This is a genomic window from Paenibacillus nitricinens, from assembly GCF_052056485.1.
Lineage (GTDB): Bacteria > Bacillota > Bacilli > Paenibacillales > Paenibacillaceae > Paenibacillus_AQ > Paenibacillus_AQ nitricinens.
In genome coordinates, this window is record NZ_CP183948.1 from 6,434,538 (window position 1) to 6,451,168 (window position 16,631).

General features: G+C 43.6%; 14 protein-coding genes. 4 read left to right on the forward strand and 10 right to left on the reverse strand.

From position 1 onward, the window contains the following. Positions 1–126: 126 nt before the first annotated feature. From ACN6KS_RS28675 to cidR, 7 genes are all read right to left on the reverse strand, one after another. Positions 127–2,016 carry an ABC transporter ATP-binding protein gene (locus ACN6KS_RS28675; protein WP_440960968.1) on the reverse strand — a complete coding sequence of 630 codons (1,890 nt, stop codon included), beginning with the start codon at positions 2,014–2,016 and terminating at the stop codon, positions 127–129. Beyond that, positions 2,013–3,773, reverse strand: a complete 1,761-nt coding sequence (locus ACN6KS_RS28680; RefSeq protein WP_094872072.1) for an ABC transporter ATP-binding protein — start codon at positions 3,771–3,773, stop codon at positions 2,013–2,015. Before ACN6KS_RS28680 ends, ACN6KS_RS28675 begins: the two co-directional genes overlap by 4 nt. Further along, positions 3,766–4,212: a MarR family winged helix-turn-helix transcriptional regulator gene (locus tag ACN6KS_RS28685; RefSeq protein WP_341135912.1), complete on the reverse strand. Its 447-nt coding sequence runs from the start codon at positions 4,210–4,212 to the stop codon at positions 3,766–3,768. Before ACN6KS_RS28685 ends, ACN6KS_RS28680 begins: the two co-directional genes overlap by 8 nt. A 274-nt stretch (positions 4,213–4,486) precedes the next feature. After that, positions 4,487–4,612 carry a hypothetical protein gene (locus tag ACN6KS_RS28690; protein ID WP_256990535.1) on the reverse strand — a complete coding sequence of 42 codons (126 nt, stop codon included), beginning with the start codon at positions 4,610–4,612 and terminating at the stop codon, positions 4,487–4,489. After that, positions 4,566–5,963: a DNA-binding protein gene (locus ACN6KS_RS28695; RefSeq protein WP_094877344.1), complete on the reverse strand. Its 1,398-nt coding sequence runs from the start codon at positions 5,961–5,963 to the stop codon at positions 4,566–4,568. Before ACN6KS_RS28695 ends, ACN6KS_RS28690 begins: the two co-directional genes overlap by 47 nt. Before the next feature lie 196 nt (positions 5,964–6,159). After that, positions 6,160–6,399, reverse strand: coding sequence for an aspartyl-phosphate phosphatase Spo0E family protein (locus ACN6KS_RS28700; RefSeq protein ID WP_256989909.1), 240 nt, complete (start codon positions 6,397–6,399; stop codon positions 6,160–6,162). A gap of 129 nt (positions 6,400–6,528) precedes the next feature. Beyond that, complete coding sequence (cidR, locus tag ACN6KS_RS28705) at positions 6,529–7,443, reverse strand: cidABC operon transcriptional activator CidR (protein ID WP_094872065.1); 915 nt, start codon at positions 7,441–7,443, stop codon at positions 6,529–6,531. A 113-nt stretch (positions 7,444–7,556) separates the two neighbouring features. Between cidR and ACN6KS_RS28710 the strand changes: the two genes are divergently transcribed. Together ACN6KS_RS28710 and ACN6KS_RS28715 are read left to right on the forward strand one after the other, a co-directional pair. After that, complete coding sequence (locus ACN6KS_RS28710; RefSeq protein ID WP_094872063.1) at positions 7,557–7,931, forward strand: CidA/LrgA family protein; 375 nt, start codon at positions 7,557–7,559, stop codon at positions 7,929–7,931. Then, on the forward strand, positions 7,925–8,608 hold the full coding sequence (locus ACN6KS_RS28715; RefSeq protein WP_042192587.1) for a CidB/LrgB family autolysis modulator: 684 nt from the start codon (positions 7,925–7,927) through the stop codon (positions 8,606–8,608). Before ACN6KS_RS28710 ends, ACN6KS_RS28715 begins: the two co-directional genes overlap by 7 nt. A 76-nt stretch (positions 8,609–8,684) precedes the next feature. Here ACN6KS_RS28715 and ACN6KS_RS28720 read toward each other — a convergent pair whose 3' ends face one another. Together ACN6KS_RS28720 and ACN6KS_RS28725 are read right to left on the reverse strand one after the other, a co-directional pair. Then, entirely contained in the window at positions 8,685–9,653 is a 969-nt protein-coding gene (locus tag ACN6KS_RS28720; protein ID WP_440960969.1) for a Gfo/Idh/MocA family protein, read from the reverse strand. 53 nt (positions 9,654–9,706) lie between these two features. Then, positions 9,707–12,013, reverse strand: a complete 2,307-nt coding sequence (locus tag ACN6KS_RS28725) for a helicase C-terminal domain-containing protein (protein ID WP_440960970.1) — start codon at positions 12,011–12,013, stop codon at positions 9,707–9,709. Between the two features lie 283 nt (positions 12,014–12,296). Here ACN6KS_RS28725 and ACN6KS_RS28730 point away from each other — a divergent pair, with 283 nt between their 5' ends. Continuing rightward, a complete protein-coding gene (locus tag ACN6KS_RS28730) occupies positions 12,297–14,159 on the forward strand; it encodes an LTA synthase family protein (protein ID WP_094872060.1) in 1,863 nt (620 codons plus the stop codon). Between the two features lie 84 nt (positions 14,160–14,243). On the opposite strand, the gene ACN6KS_RS28735 is transcribed toward ACN6KS_RS28730, so the two are convergent. Continuing rightward, entirely contained in the window at positions 14,244–14,675 is a 432-nt protein-coding gene (locus tag ACN6KS_RS28735) for a MarR family winged helix-turn-helix transcriptional regulator (RefSeq protein WP_094877348.1), read from the reverse strand. 247 nt (positions 14,676–14,922) lie between these two features. Between ACN6KS_RS28735 and ACN6KS_RS28740 the strand changes: the two genes are divergently transcribed. Next, positions 14,923–16,617, forward strand: a complete 1,695-nt coding sequence (locus tag ACN6KS_RS28740; RefSeq protein ID WP_440960971.1) for a methyl-accepting chemotaxis protein — start codon at positions 14,923–14,925, stop codon at positions 16,615–16,617. Positions 16,618–16,631: the final 14 nt, after the last annotated feature.

Sequence of the window (16,631 nt, forward strand, 5' to 3'; positions counted from 1 at the left end):
ATTTTTCCGAAAAATCAAAACACCTCACCACATATAAAATACCCCTCTCTTCACATTGAAAATCAGCAACATGTGAAAAGAGGGGTTTATGGTCTGCTACACTTTTTTCTTTACTTCAATTTAGATTTAGCCTGCGTCCAAATCTCCTTCAGAGAACTGACTGTTATAGAGATCAGCATAGAATCCGCCTTGTGCCAGCAGCTCCTCATGGTTGCCCTTCTCGATTACACTACCTTGTTTCATAACAAGGATAAGGTCGGCATCTCGAATCGTCGAAAGACGGTGGGCAATTACAAAGCTGGTTCTGTTTTGCATCAATGCCTTCATTGCTTTTTGAATCAACAATTCGGTCCGTGTATCGACACTGCTTGTTGCTTCATCAAGAATGAGGATCGATGGATCAGCCAGAATCGCACGGGCAATCGTGATCAGCTGCTTTTGTCCTTGTGAAATATTAGAAGCTTCTTCATTTAACACCGTATTATAGCCAAGCGGAAGTGTGCGGATAAAGTGATCGGCATGGGCAGCCTTGGCCGCACGCACCACATCAGCCTCTGAAGCACCTTCACGTCCGTAAGCAATGTTATCGCGGATCGTACCATTGAACAGCCAGGTATCCTGAAGCACCATACCAAATTTGCTGCGCAGGTCGCTCCGTTTCATATTGGTAATATTGACGCCATCAATGATAATTTCCCCATCGTTCAGCTCGTAGAAGCGCATCAACAGGTTAATCAAAGTGGTTTTACCAGCACCGGTAGGACCGACAATTGCTATAGTCTGACCTGGACTAACCTCAATGTTCATGTCCTCAATCAGAATCGCATCTTCTTTATATCCGAATTTCACATGACGGAACTCAACGGAGCCTTCCGGAGTACCATCATCAAGCTTCGCAACTGTAGTAGTAACTTCCTTAACTTCCTCTTCTTCATCCAGAAGTTCGAATACCCGTTCTGCAGAAGCAATCGTGGATTGAATAATATTAGCAATATTAGCCGTTTGTGCAATCGGCTGGGTGAACTGACGGGAATACTGAATAAAGGCTTGAATATCCCCGACATCGATCATTTTTTTAGTAACAAAGATACCGCCGACTACACAAATCATTACATAACCCAAGTTACCAATAAACATCATGAGCGGCATAATCATACCGGACATGAATTGGGCACGCCAGCCAGAGTCGTAAAGCTTATCGTTAATTTCATCGAAATCCTTAAGGGACTGCGGTTCACGACCAAATGCTTTAATAATCCGGTGACCGGTATACATTTCCTCTACATGACCATTCAACTGACCAAGTGATTTCTGCTGGCCCACAAAATAAGTCTGCGAGCGCTTGGAGATAGCCATAATCACAACGAAGCTGAGTGGCAATGTAACAATTGTAATCAAAGTCAGCCATGGGCTGATGGTAAGCATCATTACGATGACACCGATAATGGTGACAATAGAAGTAATCAATTGAGTTAAGCTCTGCTGCAGCGTAGTACTGATGTTATCCACATCATTCGTAGCACGGCTTAGAATTTCCCCATGGGTACGGGAATCAAAATATTTCAAAGGCAAACGTTCCAGCTTGCTGTTGATTTGCTCACGCATGTCGTAGACGACCTTCTGAGCTACGCCAGCCATTACATACTGCTGGATATAGCTAAACAGAGCACTAAGCAAATACAGACCCGCAAGGATGATCAGGATATCATTAATGTATCCAAAATCAATGGAAGCTCCCTCAACACCCATTAATTTACCATAAGCACCTTCAAACAGTTTAGTTGTTGCTTTACCCATAACCTTAGGACTGAAAATACTGAACACCGTACTGGCAATAGCCATAACTAGAACGATGATTAATTGAACCATACGAGGTCTTAAATATTTAATCAGACGACGAAGTGTACCCTTAAAGTCTTTAGCCTTTTCTGCAGGCATCCGCATGCCAGGTCCGCCACCAGGTCCAGGACCTTTATGGGCGCGTGGAGCTGCAGGCTTATTGTTTTGTTCACTCATGCTATTTCCTCCTCTGACAGCTGCGAGGATACGATCTCGCGGTACACATCACTGCTCGCGAGCAGTTCACGGTGAGTGCCCATTCCGGCGATTTCACCCTCATCAATAACAATAATCCGGTCGGCATCCATAACGGTACTAACCCGTTGAGCTACGATTAGAACAGTGGATTCCGTGGTTTCATCTTTGAGTGCCGCGCGGAGCTTAGCATCTGTTTTGAAATCAAGCGCTGAGAAGCTGTCGTCAAACAGATAAACTTGAGGTTTTCTCACAAGCGCACGTGCAATGGACAACCGTTGTTTCTGACCGCCGGAGACATTACTACCGCCTTGAGCAATTTCCGAATCAAACCCATCTTTCATGGCTGAGACGAAATCGTAGGCCTGAGCTACCTTGGCTGCATGAATGATTTCTTCATCGGTAGCATCCTCTTTACCGTAGCGAATGTTTTCGTTAATCGTACCTGTGAACAATACCGCTTTTTGAGGGATGTAACCAATTTTGCTCCGTAGCTCTTCTTGTGTCATCTCACGTACATCTACTCCGTTCACACGTACAGCACCTTCGTTAACATCATAGAACCTTGGAATCAAGCTGAGCAGGGTAGATTTACCTGAACCTGTACCACCGATAATCGCCGTAACTTCACCTGGACGAGCACTAAAGCTAATTTTCGAAAGTGCAGGTTGTTCCGCCCCAGGATAAGAAAAGGAAACATTATCGAATTCAACAAAACCACGCATATGATCGCGGCCGTCTTTTTTAGTAGCTTGAGCCGTTGTTTGCAATTCACTCTCTGATGGATCTGTGAACTCCGGACGCATATCGAGCACTTCATTGATACGTAAGGCTGAAGCTGAAGCACGAGGAATCAGCACGAACATCATCGACACCATAATCAGGGAGAACATGATTTGCATCGCATATTGAATAAATGCCATCAGTGAGCCGACTTGTAAATCGCCATCGCCAATTCGAATCCCACCAAAGTAAAGAATTGCGATCATGGAAAAGTTCATAACAATCATCATAAGCGGCATCAAACCGGCCATGATTTTATTTACTTTGATCGCTGTGTCTGTCAGATCACGGTTAGCCTCGGAGAAGCGTTTATTCTCATGATCAATCCGGTTAAATGAACGGATAACACGGATACCCGTCAAATGTTCACGTAACACCAGATTTAATTTATCCAGCTTGATCTGTATCGCTTTAAACAGTGGTAATCCCTTCATTCCGATAAAGAAAATTGCGCCAACGAGTACCGGAATAACTACTACAAAGATCAATGATAATTTCGCATCTTCAGATACCGCCATGATAATACCACCAATCATCATCATCGGTGCACCGATCATCATACGCAGCATCATAGTAAGTACCGTCTGTACCTGCGTAATATCATTCGTTGTACGGGTAATTAAAGATGCGGTACCGAGTTTATCAAATTCATGTAGCGTGAAATTCTCTACATGGTTAAACACACGAGCACGGGTAAGTTTACCGAATCCTGCTGCCACTTTTGCCGATAAATAGCTGGCAATGACTGAACATATAGCCCCGCCCCCTGCAACTAAAAGCATGAAGCTACCTATTTTCCAAATAAAACTACGATCTCCCTGAACAATTCCTTTGTCGACGATGTCGGACATCAGCGTTGGGAGGTATAAGTCGCCCATGGACTGTAAGAACACAAGAATTAATACAGCACCAATAGCTACTCGAAATGGCTTCAGTTGTTTAAATAATTTAATCAAGCTTCTCATCTCCGTTCATTTGTAGCCTATCCCAATTAGGTGGTGGATTATCCTCAACAAAAGCATGTACCTTCAGCAATAGTTCTGTGAGCTGCTTAGTCTCTTTTTCACCTAAGTACTGTACGAGCTCATCCAGCATTGCATCTCTATATTGCTCTGCTCTTCGTGTGAGGTTTTTTCCACTCTCCGTCAATTTCACGCGTACGACTCTTCGGTCCGAAGGATCTGCGTGTCTTTCCACCATCTGTTTCGCCTCAAGACTATTAATCAATTGCGTAATAGTTGGAGGTGTGAATCCGAGGAGTCGGCTGATTTCAGATATCTTTAGACCCTCATCATCAGAATGATTCCATTTTTCAATGCATATCATTAAAGTCATCTCACTCGGCTTATGGCCTTCAACACCCTTTTGCCATTGGCCTTTATGCAGCCGTTTCATCGCCGCGAAAAGCCCGTGTGCGACTGAATTTTCAGTATTTTCTGTATTTCCTCCGTTTATCCCAATTTCTATCACCTCTAATTTAGTTAGGTCAGCTAATTATTAAACACTGAATTATTTAGGCTACCTAATTATATTTTCGGCACAACGCTTTGTCAAATTTTGAATACGGTATCAATTATTACGAAATAAAAAACTCCCAACCACAGAGGTAAGGAGTTCAATAAGCAGATATGTAACTATATATATTATAATGTCGAACATAACTTTAATATTAGAATCCTACTCCGTGCTCCATAGTCGTAATGCCTCCATGGCCGCCACCAATGGTCGGTTGACCAATAACGATGAAGCTAAACAATACTAAAATGCCGGCCATCATCAATAGTGATTTTTTCATCTTTTCTCACCTCCCTTATTAAATTTCTATATTTCTCCTGTTGATTCTGAGTTGCGTAGTCCCTGTTGGTCTCAAATAAAGTTACACACTTTATGAAGTCTATTCCATTATTCGTCTTGATAGATAATTCTAAAGACTGAATAGTATACTCCACACCTGTAGTATATTGTTTGTTTCTTATTTGATATATGGCTATTTGATAATACAACCGGTATAGTCGGTCGATATTAATAGGATCTTCAAACTGTTCAAATCGCAACATCTCCCGTGAGAACCTTGTAAGCACATTGTCTACAGAAAATTTGTGAAGATTAGCCGATTCCATAATAATAATGAGACCTGGCAATATTTCACCGGGATGATCAGCCAAGAAGGCTACATAATCCGGCACGACATTAACATTACCTTCCAACAACTCTAATGTAAAGTTATTGCCGATTGCAAATAATCGGAATTTATCTACGGCTTGATGACCTGCTTCGTCCAACATTTCAAACCAACTAAGGTCTGCGTAACCTGCAGTATATTTCTTCGCCGCTTCGTATTCACCTTGTTTTGTCAACGCAGTTGCTTTGAGCAAATATCCATGACCATAATAGACGACGAGCGGGCGTTCAGTACAGAGTGTTTCTGTTCGTTTATCTTCACTTCTTCGCAGTTCTTGGCGGTAAACTGCATTGGCTAAGGCCCTCAACTCATCTGCGTAGCTTTCCATTTCTCCCCATCTACGAAGGGTGAAACATAACTGCGTCAGCATTAATAAACCATCCAATTGCATGTTTTCTGGAAGACGCCTCCTGAATGGACTAAAACTAATGACTGCGCTCAGTTTCTCCTCCATATCCAGCGTTTGTAAATATTTAAAAATACGATAATGACTGATCGCGAGACGTTCACTGTAACTATCAGACTCGTTCTCTACTACAATCTTGTAAAAGAGGATTGATTCCTGTATTTTTCCCTTGTTAAACAATTTATCAGCTACCGAATAAACGATATCTAGCGATTTCGGATATTCCAATAACCTGTTTAATGTTTCATCAATGCATTGCTGCTTGCCCAACTCAGCACAACGTATTAAAAAGGGCTCTACCCTGCGGCGTGAGACCTTCTCCTCATTGAAGCATTCATCTACATAAAGTGGATACAGCCATCCATCAGGAAAACCAAAGGCTTTAATGATTGCATCTATTTGTCCCAGGGACATAGGCTTCGGTGGATTCCCGTGCAGGATTGCACTGAGACTTCCTCGATTCAGACCACAAATTTTTGAAAATGAGGCGAGATTATGGCCGGAGCGGGACAGATTTTTCTCAATTTCTGAGCGTATAGTTGTTAACTTTCCCTCCACTCGGCACCCCCAAAGTTTGACTTGAAAAGATTCTATTAATTGACATTATAGGTGAAAGTTATGGATTGTACAACCAATAGATTGTACGACAAAAAGAGGAGCGTATTTCTCTCCTCTTTATCGGTTGGATCTTCGTAATAGTGTAATTCTATGGATGTATCGAAGTTTAATTTATGGTATTAGCGGCTTTTGAGCTTCAGCAGTAAGCTGTTGCACTCGCCTTGCGACTGCGCAAGTTCTCCATCATCTTATGTTGTGCCAGCAAAATATAACCGTCCAATCGCTCGCTTAGCTCTAGGACAGCATGGTCACTAAGACTCCGTTTCTCCGCGACTTCCAGCAATTCGCATCTAAGGCTCTCTATAGTCACAAACAGCTCATCTTCTCTGTAGTCTCTTCTATAAGCTTTCTCGGAAGAACCTTGATATAGTGTCACAACTCTCTCCTTCTCTCTATCAACATCTCCTCCTATCATAATCCATGATACCAAAAAACATATTTTCAAAAAAAAAGAAAAATTTGCAGAACATCCACAAAAAATAAAATAGTTATTATTTCTGATGTTCTATAGACTCGTAGGGAAGTCATTTGGGTATTGTTCTCTCAATAGACCCTTTGCAAAAGAAATCCATTCCCGTGCTGCAAAGGATAAATAACGATCTCTACGCCACGCCATAGCGAGCTGCCAAGGGATTACTGGATCTGTCAAAGGAATAACTACCAATCGTGAGCGGTCCATGTCGCGGCAAATGGTTTCCGGCAATAATGCGATTCCCATTCCCGCGGCGACCATCTTGCTGATTAAGTCCCATTGTGAACTCTCATATATAACCTTTGGCTGAAATCCAGCTTTTACACATTCCGTAATGATCCGATCATGCAGCGTAAAATCCTCTCGAAATAGCACGAACTCCTCTTCTGCCAGTTCACTTAGCGGAACAAGCTCTGCCTCGGCCAGCCGATGTCCCATAGGCAAAATAAGATTCAGCGTCTCTTCAACAAAGGTAAAACAATGAAGTTTGGCTGTATCTACAGGCAATACGACCATTCCAATGTCCAGTAGTCCGGTTTCTACATCTTCCTCCACTTTTTTGGCCCCATCCTCATGCAGACGAATCGTAACCTGTGGATATCGCTTATGAAATTGACCAATTACTGAAGGAAAAAAACTCGCGCCTACCATAGGAGGCAAACCGATACGGATGTGACCCTGCTCCAGATTCCGTAAGTTATCCAGTTCAGAAGACAAGCTGGCGAAAGACTCCACGATATTTTGCGCTTTGGTGAACAAAATTTCCCCTGCGTCTGTAAGCCTTACACTCTTCCCTTCACGGTAGAACAAGTCTGCCTCCAGTTCGACCTCCATATTCCGAATCATTTTACTGATCGTGGGCTGTGTTATATATAATGATTCAGCAGCTCTGGTAAAGCTTTTCATTCGTGCCGCTTGAACGAAATATTCTAATTGTCGGATATCCATTTATGTGCCCCCCTAATCCATAGACAAAAGGAATGTCATTTATTCGATCTATTCATTTTACCTATGAAAACAATTGATGTAAACTTTCATTATCATGAAAGGAGCGAAGCCTTATGAAAAAGATTGTTATAGGCTTGCTGCAGGTAGCGGGACTTATGTTATTCTCTTTACTTATCAACGCTTTGACCCCATTATTGCATATCCCTATTCCCGGAAGCATACTCGGAATGATTATATTGTTTCTCCTGCTTGAGTTCGGTGTCATTCGTCTAAATTGGGTAGAAGTGGGTGCTTCTTGGCTACTCGCCGAGCTCCTACTGTTCTTCATTCCATCTGCTATAGGTGTAATGAAATACGCTAATATTCTGGAAACGGATGGATTACGTATTCTTGCCGTTGTCGTCTTAGGCACATTTGTTGTGATGGCTAGTTCCGGATTACTTACCAGTAGAATTTATAAAGCGAAGGAGCGGAAAGAATCATGTTAAACGCTCTGCTATTCTTTGGTCTCACGGTCGCGGTGTATTTACTCGCGAAACGTATCTATGCTTCTACTGGTAAAGTCTACACCTCTCCATTAATCATCACACCAGTGATTATGATCATCTTTCTGCTTATAACAGGCATTACTTATGACTCATACAATGCGGGAGGAAAATGGCTGACGGATTTGCTGCAACCAGCAACCATGGCCTTTGCCATCCCTTTGCATAAGAACTTCAAGGTACTCAAAAAGCACGCCGCCGAAATTGCGGCAGGCGTGCTATCAGGGACGATAGTTGCGGTGATCTCTTCCATTCTGCTCGCCAAATGGCTGCATGTTAGCGGCGATCTGGCAGCAAGTCTGGTCCCGCGTTCGGTAACCACACCGATCGCTATGAGCATCTCGCAAAGTATCGGCGGTGTACCGAGTATCACAGCAGTCTTCGTCATTATTACCGGGATACTGGGTACAATGATGGGCCCTACTGTACTTCGTATCTTCCGCATTGAGAATGAAATTGCGCGCGGTGTATCGCTGGGAACCGCTGCACATGGTACAGGAACATCCAAAGCCTTCGAGCTTAGTTCACTGACCGGAACCATCTCCAGTATTGCGATGATTCTGTCCGCGCTGTTATCTATAGGTGTGGCGCCAGCTTTGCTCGCGATATTCCTCCACTAGGCTAACCCAGCTTGGGCCAAGGGCATGTCACTTTAGTACATCTAAAGTAGCATGTCCTTTTTCTATGAATCGAACCTTAGAACTTAACAGGCAACCCGCTTTGCGCTGAATCGTAGGCCGCACAGGTGACTTTGAGGGTTTTGTATCCATCCTCATAGTCGCATAAAATGCGCGAGCGATCCCCCGTCCGTACAGCATGTATGAAGGCTTCACTTTCTACTAAATATGGGTTTCCTGTATTCTCAAATTCGGTACTATTGCCGCTTCGCACTTCCAAGAGACGATCCGGGTTCCAGTCCAATAGTCCCCGATCATTATAGAAGCTTAGACCTACACTGCCCACCTCATCAGGTAAAACGCATGTATTTGAAATATTAGCAATAATTCCATTTTCAAGCTTCAGGGATACCGTACCTACATCTGCCACGCTCACACCTTCATGCTGCTCATGCATAATCCGGTTTCCGAACATGCCGTAGACTTCCTTTACTTCTCCGGCTAGATAGCGCACCAAATCGACGATATGTGTAGTTTGCTCTGTGAATTGTCCTCCGGATTGCTTCTGATCACGCCACCAAGCTACGCCTGGCATGCCGCCCATCCATTGCCCCATAATCATACCAACCTTGTCACCACGCAAAGTTTCTTTCAGACGCTTAATGTTCTCCTGATAGCGTAAATGATATCCTACCGAGGTTAACAAATGATGTTCTTTAATATCCTGAAGTAGGCTTGCGGGAATTTCAGTAGTCATACTAAGCGGTTTTTCTATAAAAAAGGGAATATCCCTCTTGATTAATGATCGTTCGATCGCACCATGAGATTGTGGAGGCACACAAATATAAACAGCATCGAGCTTCTCCGCATCCAGCATCTCTGTAATATCACCATATCCAGCAGCATCGTATGGTCGTGCCATATCTTCGCCTTTAGCCTTACTGCTTCCGCAGACCGCCTGCAAACGGACATCATCCATCTCTGCCAGTAAATCAGCATGTACCTTAGAGAACCAACCCGTACCCACAATACCCACTCTTAATGTCATACTTTTTCCTCCTGCCGATTGATTATGAATACCTTTTCATAGATTATACCCTCTTATGAGCGGATAAGATAATCTCTCCATTCTTCGGGAAGCAAATGCATATAAGGACGCTGCAAAAAGCGATCATCCGCAAGCACAATAATGCCTGTATCTGTCTCACTTCGAATCAGCCTGCCTCCAGCTTGCAATACCTTGCACATTCCCGGGTAGACATAAGCATAATCAAAGCCGTTTTTACCTCTGGCATTAAAATACTGACGCAGTAGATTACGCTCAAGACCAAGCTGTGGCAGGCCAACACCAACAACCATCACCCCGTTGAGACGGTCTCCTGGCAAATCTACACCTTCCGAAAAAATCCCTCCGAGTACAGCAAAGCCTAACAACGTCTCGTCATTATCTGGACGAAAGGATGCTAAAAAAATCTCTCTAGCCTGCTCACTCATGCCTGTATCCTGCATCAAAGTCCGTACTTCGGGGTAATTCTCCGTAAAGGCCTGATATACGTTTTGTAAATAGAGATATGAAGGAAAAAAGACCAGATAATTGCCCTTCTTTGAAACCATTTGATGCAATGCCTGAGTTAACGGGATGAGAGAAGCTTCCCGGTCATGATAACGTGTGGAGACAGGCAGCACGGTCACCTCCCATTGCTCCTTCTGAAAAGGAGATGAGACCGTTAAGCTGTAATCTTCCTCCACCGCACCAATCATATCCCGATAATACGATAATGGAGAAAGCGTAGCAGAGAACAGAATCTGACTTCGAAAGCTCTTAGACATTTGCCCCAGCAAATGCGATGGATCCAAATTAAATAACTTCAAATACACATCACCGCGCCGGACCTCAGCATAGGTTATGTAGCGTTCATCATAGGTCTTAAAGGTGCGAAGCATCCCTTGAACTGCAAAATAGGTATCCAGGAGAACATTTTCTCCTTCTCCATTCTGAGGAACAATGCTGGCGCTCGGGTGAATAAGTTCCTGTTCCGCCTCCAAAGAAAATATCTCAAGCAAGGCTGGCAGCTCCTCCGGGAATGAGGCCCACTGCCCTTGCCCCTCTTCATTACAAATTTTGCGAAGGGAGATGAAAAAAGCATTCACCGATTTACCTGCAGCACTCAAATTACGGTTTACTTCCTTGTACTGACGCTGGATTTCTAGAAAGGGGGCCTTCAGCAAAGAGGCCGAGAACATCTCTCGTCCCCGGTCTACCAGATTATGCGCTTCATCTACTAGAAGCACCGTTTCTCTCTTTCTCTCCTCCGTTAGCCGTTTCAGGCTGATCCGAGGATCATATATATAATTGTAATCGCAGATCACCGCATCACAGGCATAGGCTGCATCCAGCGAGAACTCAAACGGGCACACTTTATGTTTGTGAGCATACAGTGCTAGGGTGTCTCTGCTCATCAGCGTCTCATGCTCTAACAGATCCATTACTGCATCATTAATCCGATCATAATAGCCATCCGCATAGGGACAGGAATCTTTACCGCAAATCCCTTCATCATGAAAACAGCTCTTTTCTTTAGCAGTAAGTGTGATGACATGCAGCTGAAGTCCCTGTGTCAGCAGTAGAGAAATGGCTTCCTGCGCGGCAAAACGGGTAACCGTCTTAGCCGTTAAATAGAACAATCCTTTAGCTTGTCCTTCGCCCATTGCTTTAAGGACCGGGAACAGCGTTGACATTGTTTTCCCAATACCTGTGGGCGCCTGAGCGAACAGACTGACCTTTTCTACGATGGATTTGTATACCGCTCCGGCAAAATGGCGTTGTCCCTTTCGATAAGAAGGAAACGGGAATTGTAACTCTCGAAGGCTCTGCTCCTTCTTAGCCTCATGACGAACCATCATTTCAGCGTACGGAGCATATCTGGCTACAGTATCATTAGCAAATGAGATCAGTTCATCTAAAGACAACGTTCGGTACAAGCTTTTTTGCTCATCAGTAGCCCGGTGGACATAGGTAAGCTTTACTTGAATAGAAGAAAGCTCCTGCTCCAGCGATACCATATATGCGTACATCAGCGCCTGAGCCCAATGAACCTCATGTCCCTCTTCCTGCATATCCAGCAGTCCGGAGGTTGATTTGATTTCTTCGACCGTTAGGCTCCCATCCTCCGAAACAAGCAGTCCATCACAGCGTCCATCTACTATATAGAGTAAGGTACCATAAGGGATCTCTGTTTTCAGATAGACCTCTTTGCGGTCGCCCTCTTTATATTGCTTTTGGATTTTCTGATGTATTCGTGTTCCTTCAACCATGGAGGAAGTACCATGAAATCCAGGCTCAATACTACCGCTGCGAAAAACATACTCGACGAGCGTTCTAACGGATAGGGTTACAGTACGATCCAACTATTCTCGCCTCCCTTAATTAGCCATATATCCTTTTTGTTCCCAATGTCTATTTCGGTCCTTTAATCGCTGTATATCCCCATAGGATAGCATAAACATCATCTTTCACCCATGCGTGTTTAACTTTACGCACTCCACAAAGCTTATACTTACGCTTTCGGTTTTTGACTTTCTTCTGCTAGCCCTGCATAATAAATTTTATTACTATGGAATCAATTTGTCTTGGTGCTGTTTCGTCCTGTTTGAGAAATGGCGTTTTATCATGTAGAAAGAGGGGGAAGCTGTGTCATCCTTTAATATTAAACGTTGGATCATTAAACCTTTTGTGTTTTTCACAATACTTTTTATCCTAAAAGCATTTCTGGCTTGGGGCGTCATTTTTGATGATGTGCTGCCTTGGAAATCATTATTGACAGAAATCCCTTTTGCCTGGGCGCTCTTCTGTATTATTGAGCGGTTCGCCTCCAAACGAAAGCTTGGATATTACATGACAGTCAACTTATTAGTGACAGCCATCTTTTTCGCAGCCATTATGTATTTTAAATATTATGGTGTCATTGTAACTTACCATGCCGCTGAGCAGGTGAATCAAGTCACAGCCGTCAGCAACAGCGTATTCTCACTCATGGACCCTTACTACCTACTAATCTTTACAGATATCATTGTCCTAGGAGGCTATTTCTTCTTTAATAAGAAAGGCCGGATCTATAAAAAGGAAAATATCAACCGTCGTAACGGAAAAATAAAGTATAGCGTAATATTCGCAGTCTCACTTGGCTTATGCTTGTTCAATATTTTGCCTAATAAGGCCAGTATGAACGAAATTAAAAAAGCTCAGGAGATGGGTATTCTTAATTATGAAGCCTATACGATCTTTGCTAAAGAAGAACCAGAACTTGTGCAATCAAGTGACATTACACAAGATGCCATCAACAAAGTGAAGGGAATTAATACTGCAGTTAGTTCTCCGCTTCATGGCACGGCTAAAGGCAAAAATCTTATTATCATTCAATTGGAATCCTTCCAGAGCTTTTTGATGGGTCTTCAGCTAGACGGGCAAGAGATTACACCGAACCTGAACAAGGTAATGAAGGATAGTCTCTACTTCCCTAATTTCTATCAAATGGTCGGTCAAGGGAATACGTCGGATGCAGAGTTCGTAGTGAACACTTCAGCCTACATCCCTCCACGCGGAGCAGCAACCATGTCCTATGTGGATAAGGTGCTTCCAAGTCTGCCACGCTTGCTAAAAGACAATGGTTATCAGACCGCAACCTTCCACACCAATGTCGTAGAGTTTTGGAACCGCGGTGAGCTGTACGAATCGCTGGGCTTTGATCATTATTATGATCGTAAATTTTTTGGGGAAGATGATGTCTTCTTCTTCGGTGCTTCTGATGATACGCTTTATAGTAAAACAGCCGACAAGCTGAAAGAAATGAGCAACGAGGGTCAACCTTTCTACGCTCAGGTCATTTCGATGTCAGCGCATCATCCATTCACAATCCCTGAGGAAAAATACCGTATGAAGCTTCCAGAGCGTTACGAAGGTACTTTTGTGGGTGACTATATCCGTTCCCAGAACTATGCGGATGATGCCTTCGGACATTTCGTAGAAGAGCTTAAAGCGAATGGCGTATGGGATAACAGCGTAATCATGATTTATGGAGACCATATGGGACTGCCTATTTATTCTCTCGATCATGATGATAAGCAATTAATGACTGAAATTTATGGTCATGAATATTCCTATGCGGATATGTTAAACATTCCTCTGCTCATCCATACAGGAGACAGCACAGCACCACAGACCTTAGAGCAAGTCGGTGGCGAAGTGGATATTATGCCAACTGCTGCTGGTCTTCTTGGAATTTCATTAGAGAATAACCTGGTTTTCGGTCAAGATCTACTCAGTCAGACTTATAATTTGCTGCCAGAGCGATATTATTTACCTTCCGGTTCTTTCATTTCCAGTTCAGGACTGCTTATTCCGGGTAACAGCTTTGAAGACAACACTCAATATTCAATCGATAAGAATGGAAAAGCACCGTCTGCCACTGAGGATGAATACAACCGAGCATTGAGACTTTTACAGCTCTCCCATAGCTATATTACGCAACTGCCAGACAAACCAATTGAACCATAAGCCATTCATAAAATAAGATTTCAAAAAAGGCCACCTTCCGGAGAAGGTGGCCTTTTTCTGTATCAATATACTAAACCTGGGGATTTACCGTTCCTGATCCTCGATCATACGGTAGTACTCTGCAAAATTTTGCAGCTCTTCCGGTTTCAGTATAGATAAATGTTCAGCAAGCAGCTGTTTTGAACGGAAATGTCCTTCTTCAAGTGTCCGCTGGCCTAGCTCGGTGATGGTTACGACAACCGCTCTCCGATCTTTTCCATCCGTCTCACGCTTAATGAAACCCAGCACTTCCAGACGATCCAACATCACTGTAATGGCACTCGATTTGACCTCCATAGACTCCGCCAGTTGTACAACCCGCGACTGCTTCTCTTTCGCTACTATATTTAACAGACCCATCTGAGGTACGGTAAGTCCGAGTTCTTTGTGCAATGACATTTGTGACATGATCTTACGTTGTACTCTCCACATAGATAATCCAAGACGCTCTATTAACGGATCTAATTGATGCGGCATCCTTGTTTCAACTCCCAATCCGTTTTTAATAACTCAAGCGTACCACTAGAACTGGTTAGGATTCAATGCTTTTGTCTACTAAACATTTCATAATCACGTTTATTTCCATAAATATTCCACTAATTTACAATTTCCGACACAAAAATACTATATTCTATGTAAGGTTCTAGGCTTAACGATACGCTATAATCGTAGCAGTGAGATCGATTGTCACCGAAAACATAATTTGTCAAGGTTGGTGCAAAAAATGAAATTGGCAACTAAATTAACTTGGATGATGTTTATCGTGTTACTTCTTGTTGGATCATCCATCGGGTTCTTCGGATACCGTACTGCTTACAAGCAAGTAGACGAAGCAGCAGGTATTGAATTGGTAGGCTGCGCCAATATTACAACCGGACTGATTGACCCCTCAGACATTACCGCCTTAATTGCAGGAGATCAAAGCAAACTGGAGGCTGTCGAGGACCGGATCGGTTGGATTGTGGCACATAAGGCTATTTTTAAAGAGGCGTTCATTTTATCGCTAGACGGTAAGATACTCGCCGCTGATTCAAGTTTCAAAGCAAGAGGTTATAAAGCAGGCGACACTTTTTATTTCTCAGATGAAGAGAAGCAAGTGATCACTAAATCTAAGCATTCCGCTTACTCCAAGGTTTATACATACGAAGGTACCTCACTTAAGACGGGTTACGGCCCCATCTATCAGGATCATGATCCGTCCAAGCCTATAGTTGCGCTAATGGCTATTAACTTTGATGGCCCTTTAATTCAAGAACGGACCCGGGACATCATTGTTCAGCCTTTTATTATCGGGACTTCCATTCTAGTTATTGCTATTGTGGCAGCATACCTCTTAATCCGCCGAATGGTAAGTCCACTAACAAAGTTATCCCGAGGCGTAAATCTTGTTGCACAGGGTGATCTTACTCATGATCCTATATCATTCAACAGCAAGGATGAGATTGGTACACTAGCTCGAAATTTCAACGGCATGACACAGAGCTTGCGCATGCTCATTACCGAGGTCAATGAAACCTCCATGCAGGTAGCATCTTCATCTGAAGAGCTCTCTGCCAGTGCGCAAGAAACTAATCGTGCTGGTGAGTACAGTGTGAACGTTTCGATTGAGCTTGCTGATGGAGCTAATACACAATTGCAAAATTTGGAGGGTGGTTATAAGTCTGTACAAGATTTGTCACACTTCATTACAGAGATTGCAGGAAATGCAGATAACGCAATGAATAATGCTACCAGTAACGCTGAAAAGGCTCGTACAGGTCGAGAAGCAATGGATTCTACTACGCAGCAGATGAGCGTCGTCAGTGACAGCATCACTGATTTAGCTGTCATTATTGAAACCTTGGGCGGCTACTCCAAGGAAATCGAGAATATCGTGGGCACGATTGCAAGTATCGCAGAAGAAACCAATCTGCTGTCGCTGAATGCAGCCATTGAAGCTGCAAGAGCCGGAGAAGAGGGAAGAGGCTTTGCGGTAGTTGCACAATCCGTACGCAAGCTTGCCGAACGTTCCGCCCAATCCGCTGCCCAAATCGGTCAACTCGTAAACATCATTGTAAATCAGATGGACCATGCAGGAGAAACCATGAAGCGCTCTACAGAAGAGATGGAGCAAGGCCGGGAATTAATCGTAACGGCAGGTCAATCCTTCTCCGAGATTGAAATGTCTGTCTCTGGGATGGCTTCACAAAGTCAGCAGATTTCCGGTACAGTCCGCGAACTAGCCTTCATCTCCGATGGTCTCGTTACTACTCTACAGAATATTGTAGACGTCGCTAATCAGACAGCAAGTGGTGCGGAAACATTATCCGCCTCCTCACAAGAGCAGCTTGCAGCCATGGAAGAAGTGGAGTCAGCTGCAGGTTTCCTGTCCTCGCTAGCTGAGAAGCTACAGATTCTAATTGAACGCTTCAGAGTATAATCCTTCTCATCCAT

What these genes read in the sequence shown, in the direction of transcription:
- ACN6KS_RS28675 (WP_440960968.1), bottom strand. Translation starts at nt 2,016, where the DNA reads ATGAGTGAACAAAACAATAAGCCTGCAGCTCCACGCGCCCATAAAGGT.
- ACN6KS_RS28685 (WP_341135912.1), bottom strand. Translation starts at nt 4,212, where the DNA reads ATGAAACGGCTGCATAAAGGCCAATGGCAAAAGGGTGTTGAAGGCCAT.
- ACN6KS_RS28690 (WP_256990535.1), bottom strand. Translation starts at nt 4,612, where the DNA reads ATGAAAAAATCACTATTGATGATGGCCGGCATTTTAGTATTGTTTAGC.
- cidR (WP_094872065.1), bottom strand. Translation starts at nt 7,443, where the DNA reads ATGGATATCCGACAATTAGAATATTTCGTTCAAGCGGCACGAATGAAA.
- ACN6KS_RS28710 (WP_094872063.1), top strand. Translation starts at nt 7,557, where the DNA reads ATGAAAAAGATTGTTATAGGCTTGCTGCAGGTAGCGGGACTTATGTTA.
- ACN6KS_RS28715 (WP_042192587.1), top strand. Translation starts at nt 7,925, where the DNA reads ATGTTAAACGCTCTGCTATTCTTTGGTCTCACGGTCGCGGTGTATTTA.
- ACN6KS_RS28720 (WP_440960969.1), bottom strand. Translation starts at nt 9,653, where the DNA reads ATGACATTAAGAGTGGGTATTGTGGGTACGGGTTGGTTCTCTAAGGTA.
- ACN6KS_RS28735 (WP_094877348.1), bottom strand. Translation starts at nt 14,675, where the DNA reads ATGCCGCATCAATTAGATCCGTTAATAGAGCGTCTTGGATTATCTATG.
- ACN6KS_RS28740 (WP_440960971.1), top strand. Translation starts at nt 14,923, where the DNA reads ATGAAATTGGCAACTAAATTAACTTGGATGATGTTTATCGTGTTACTT.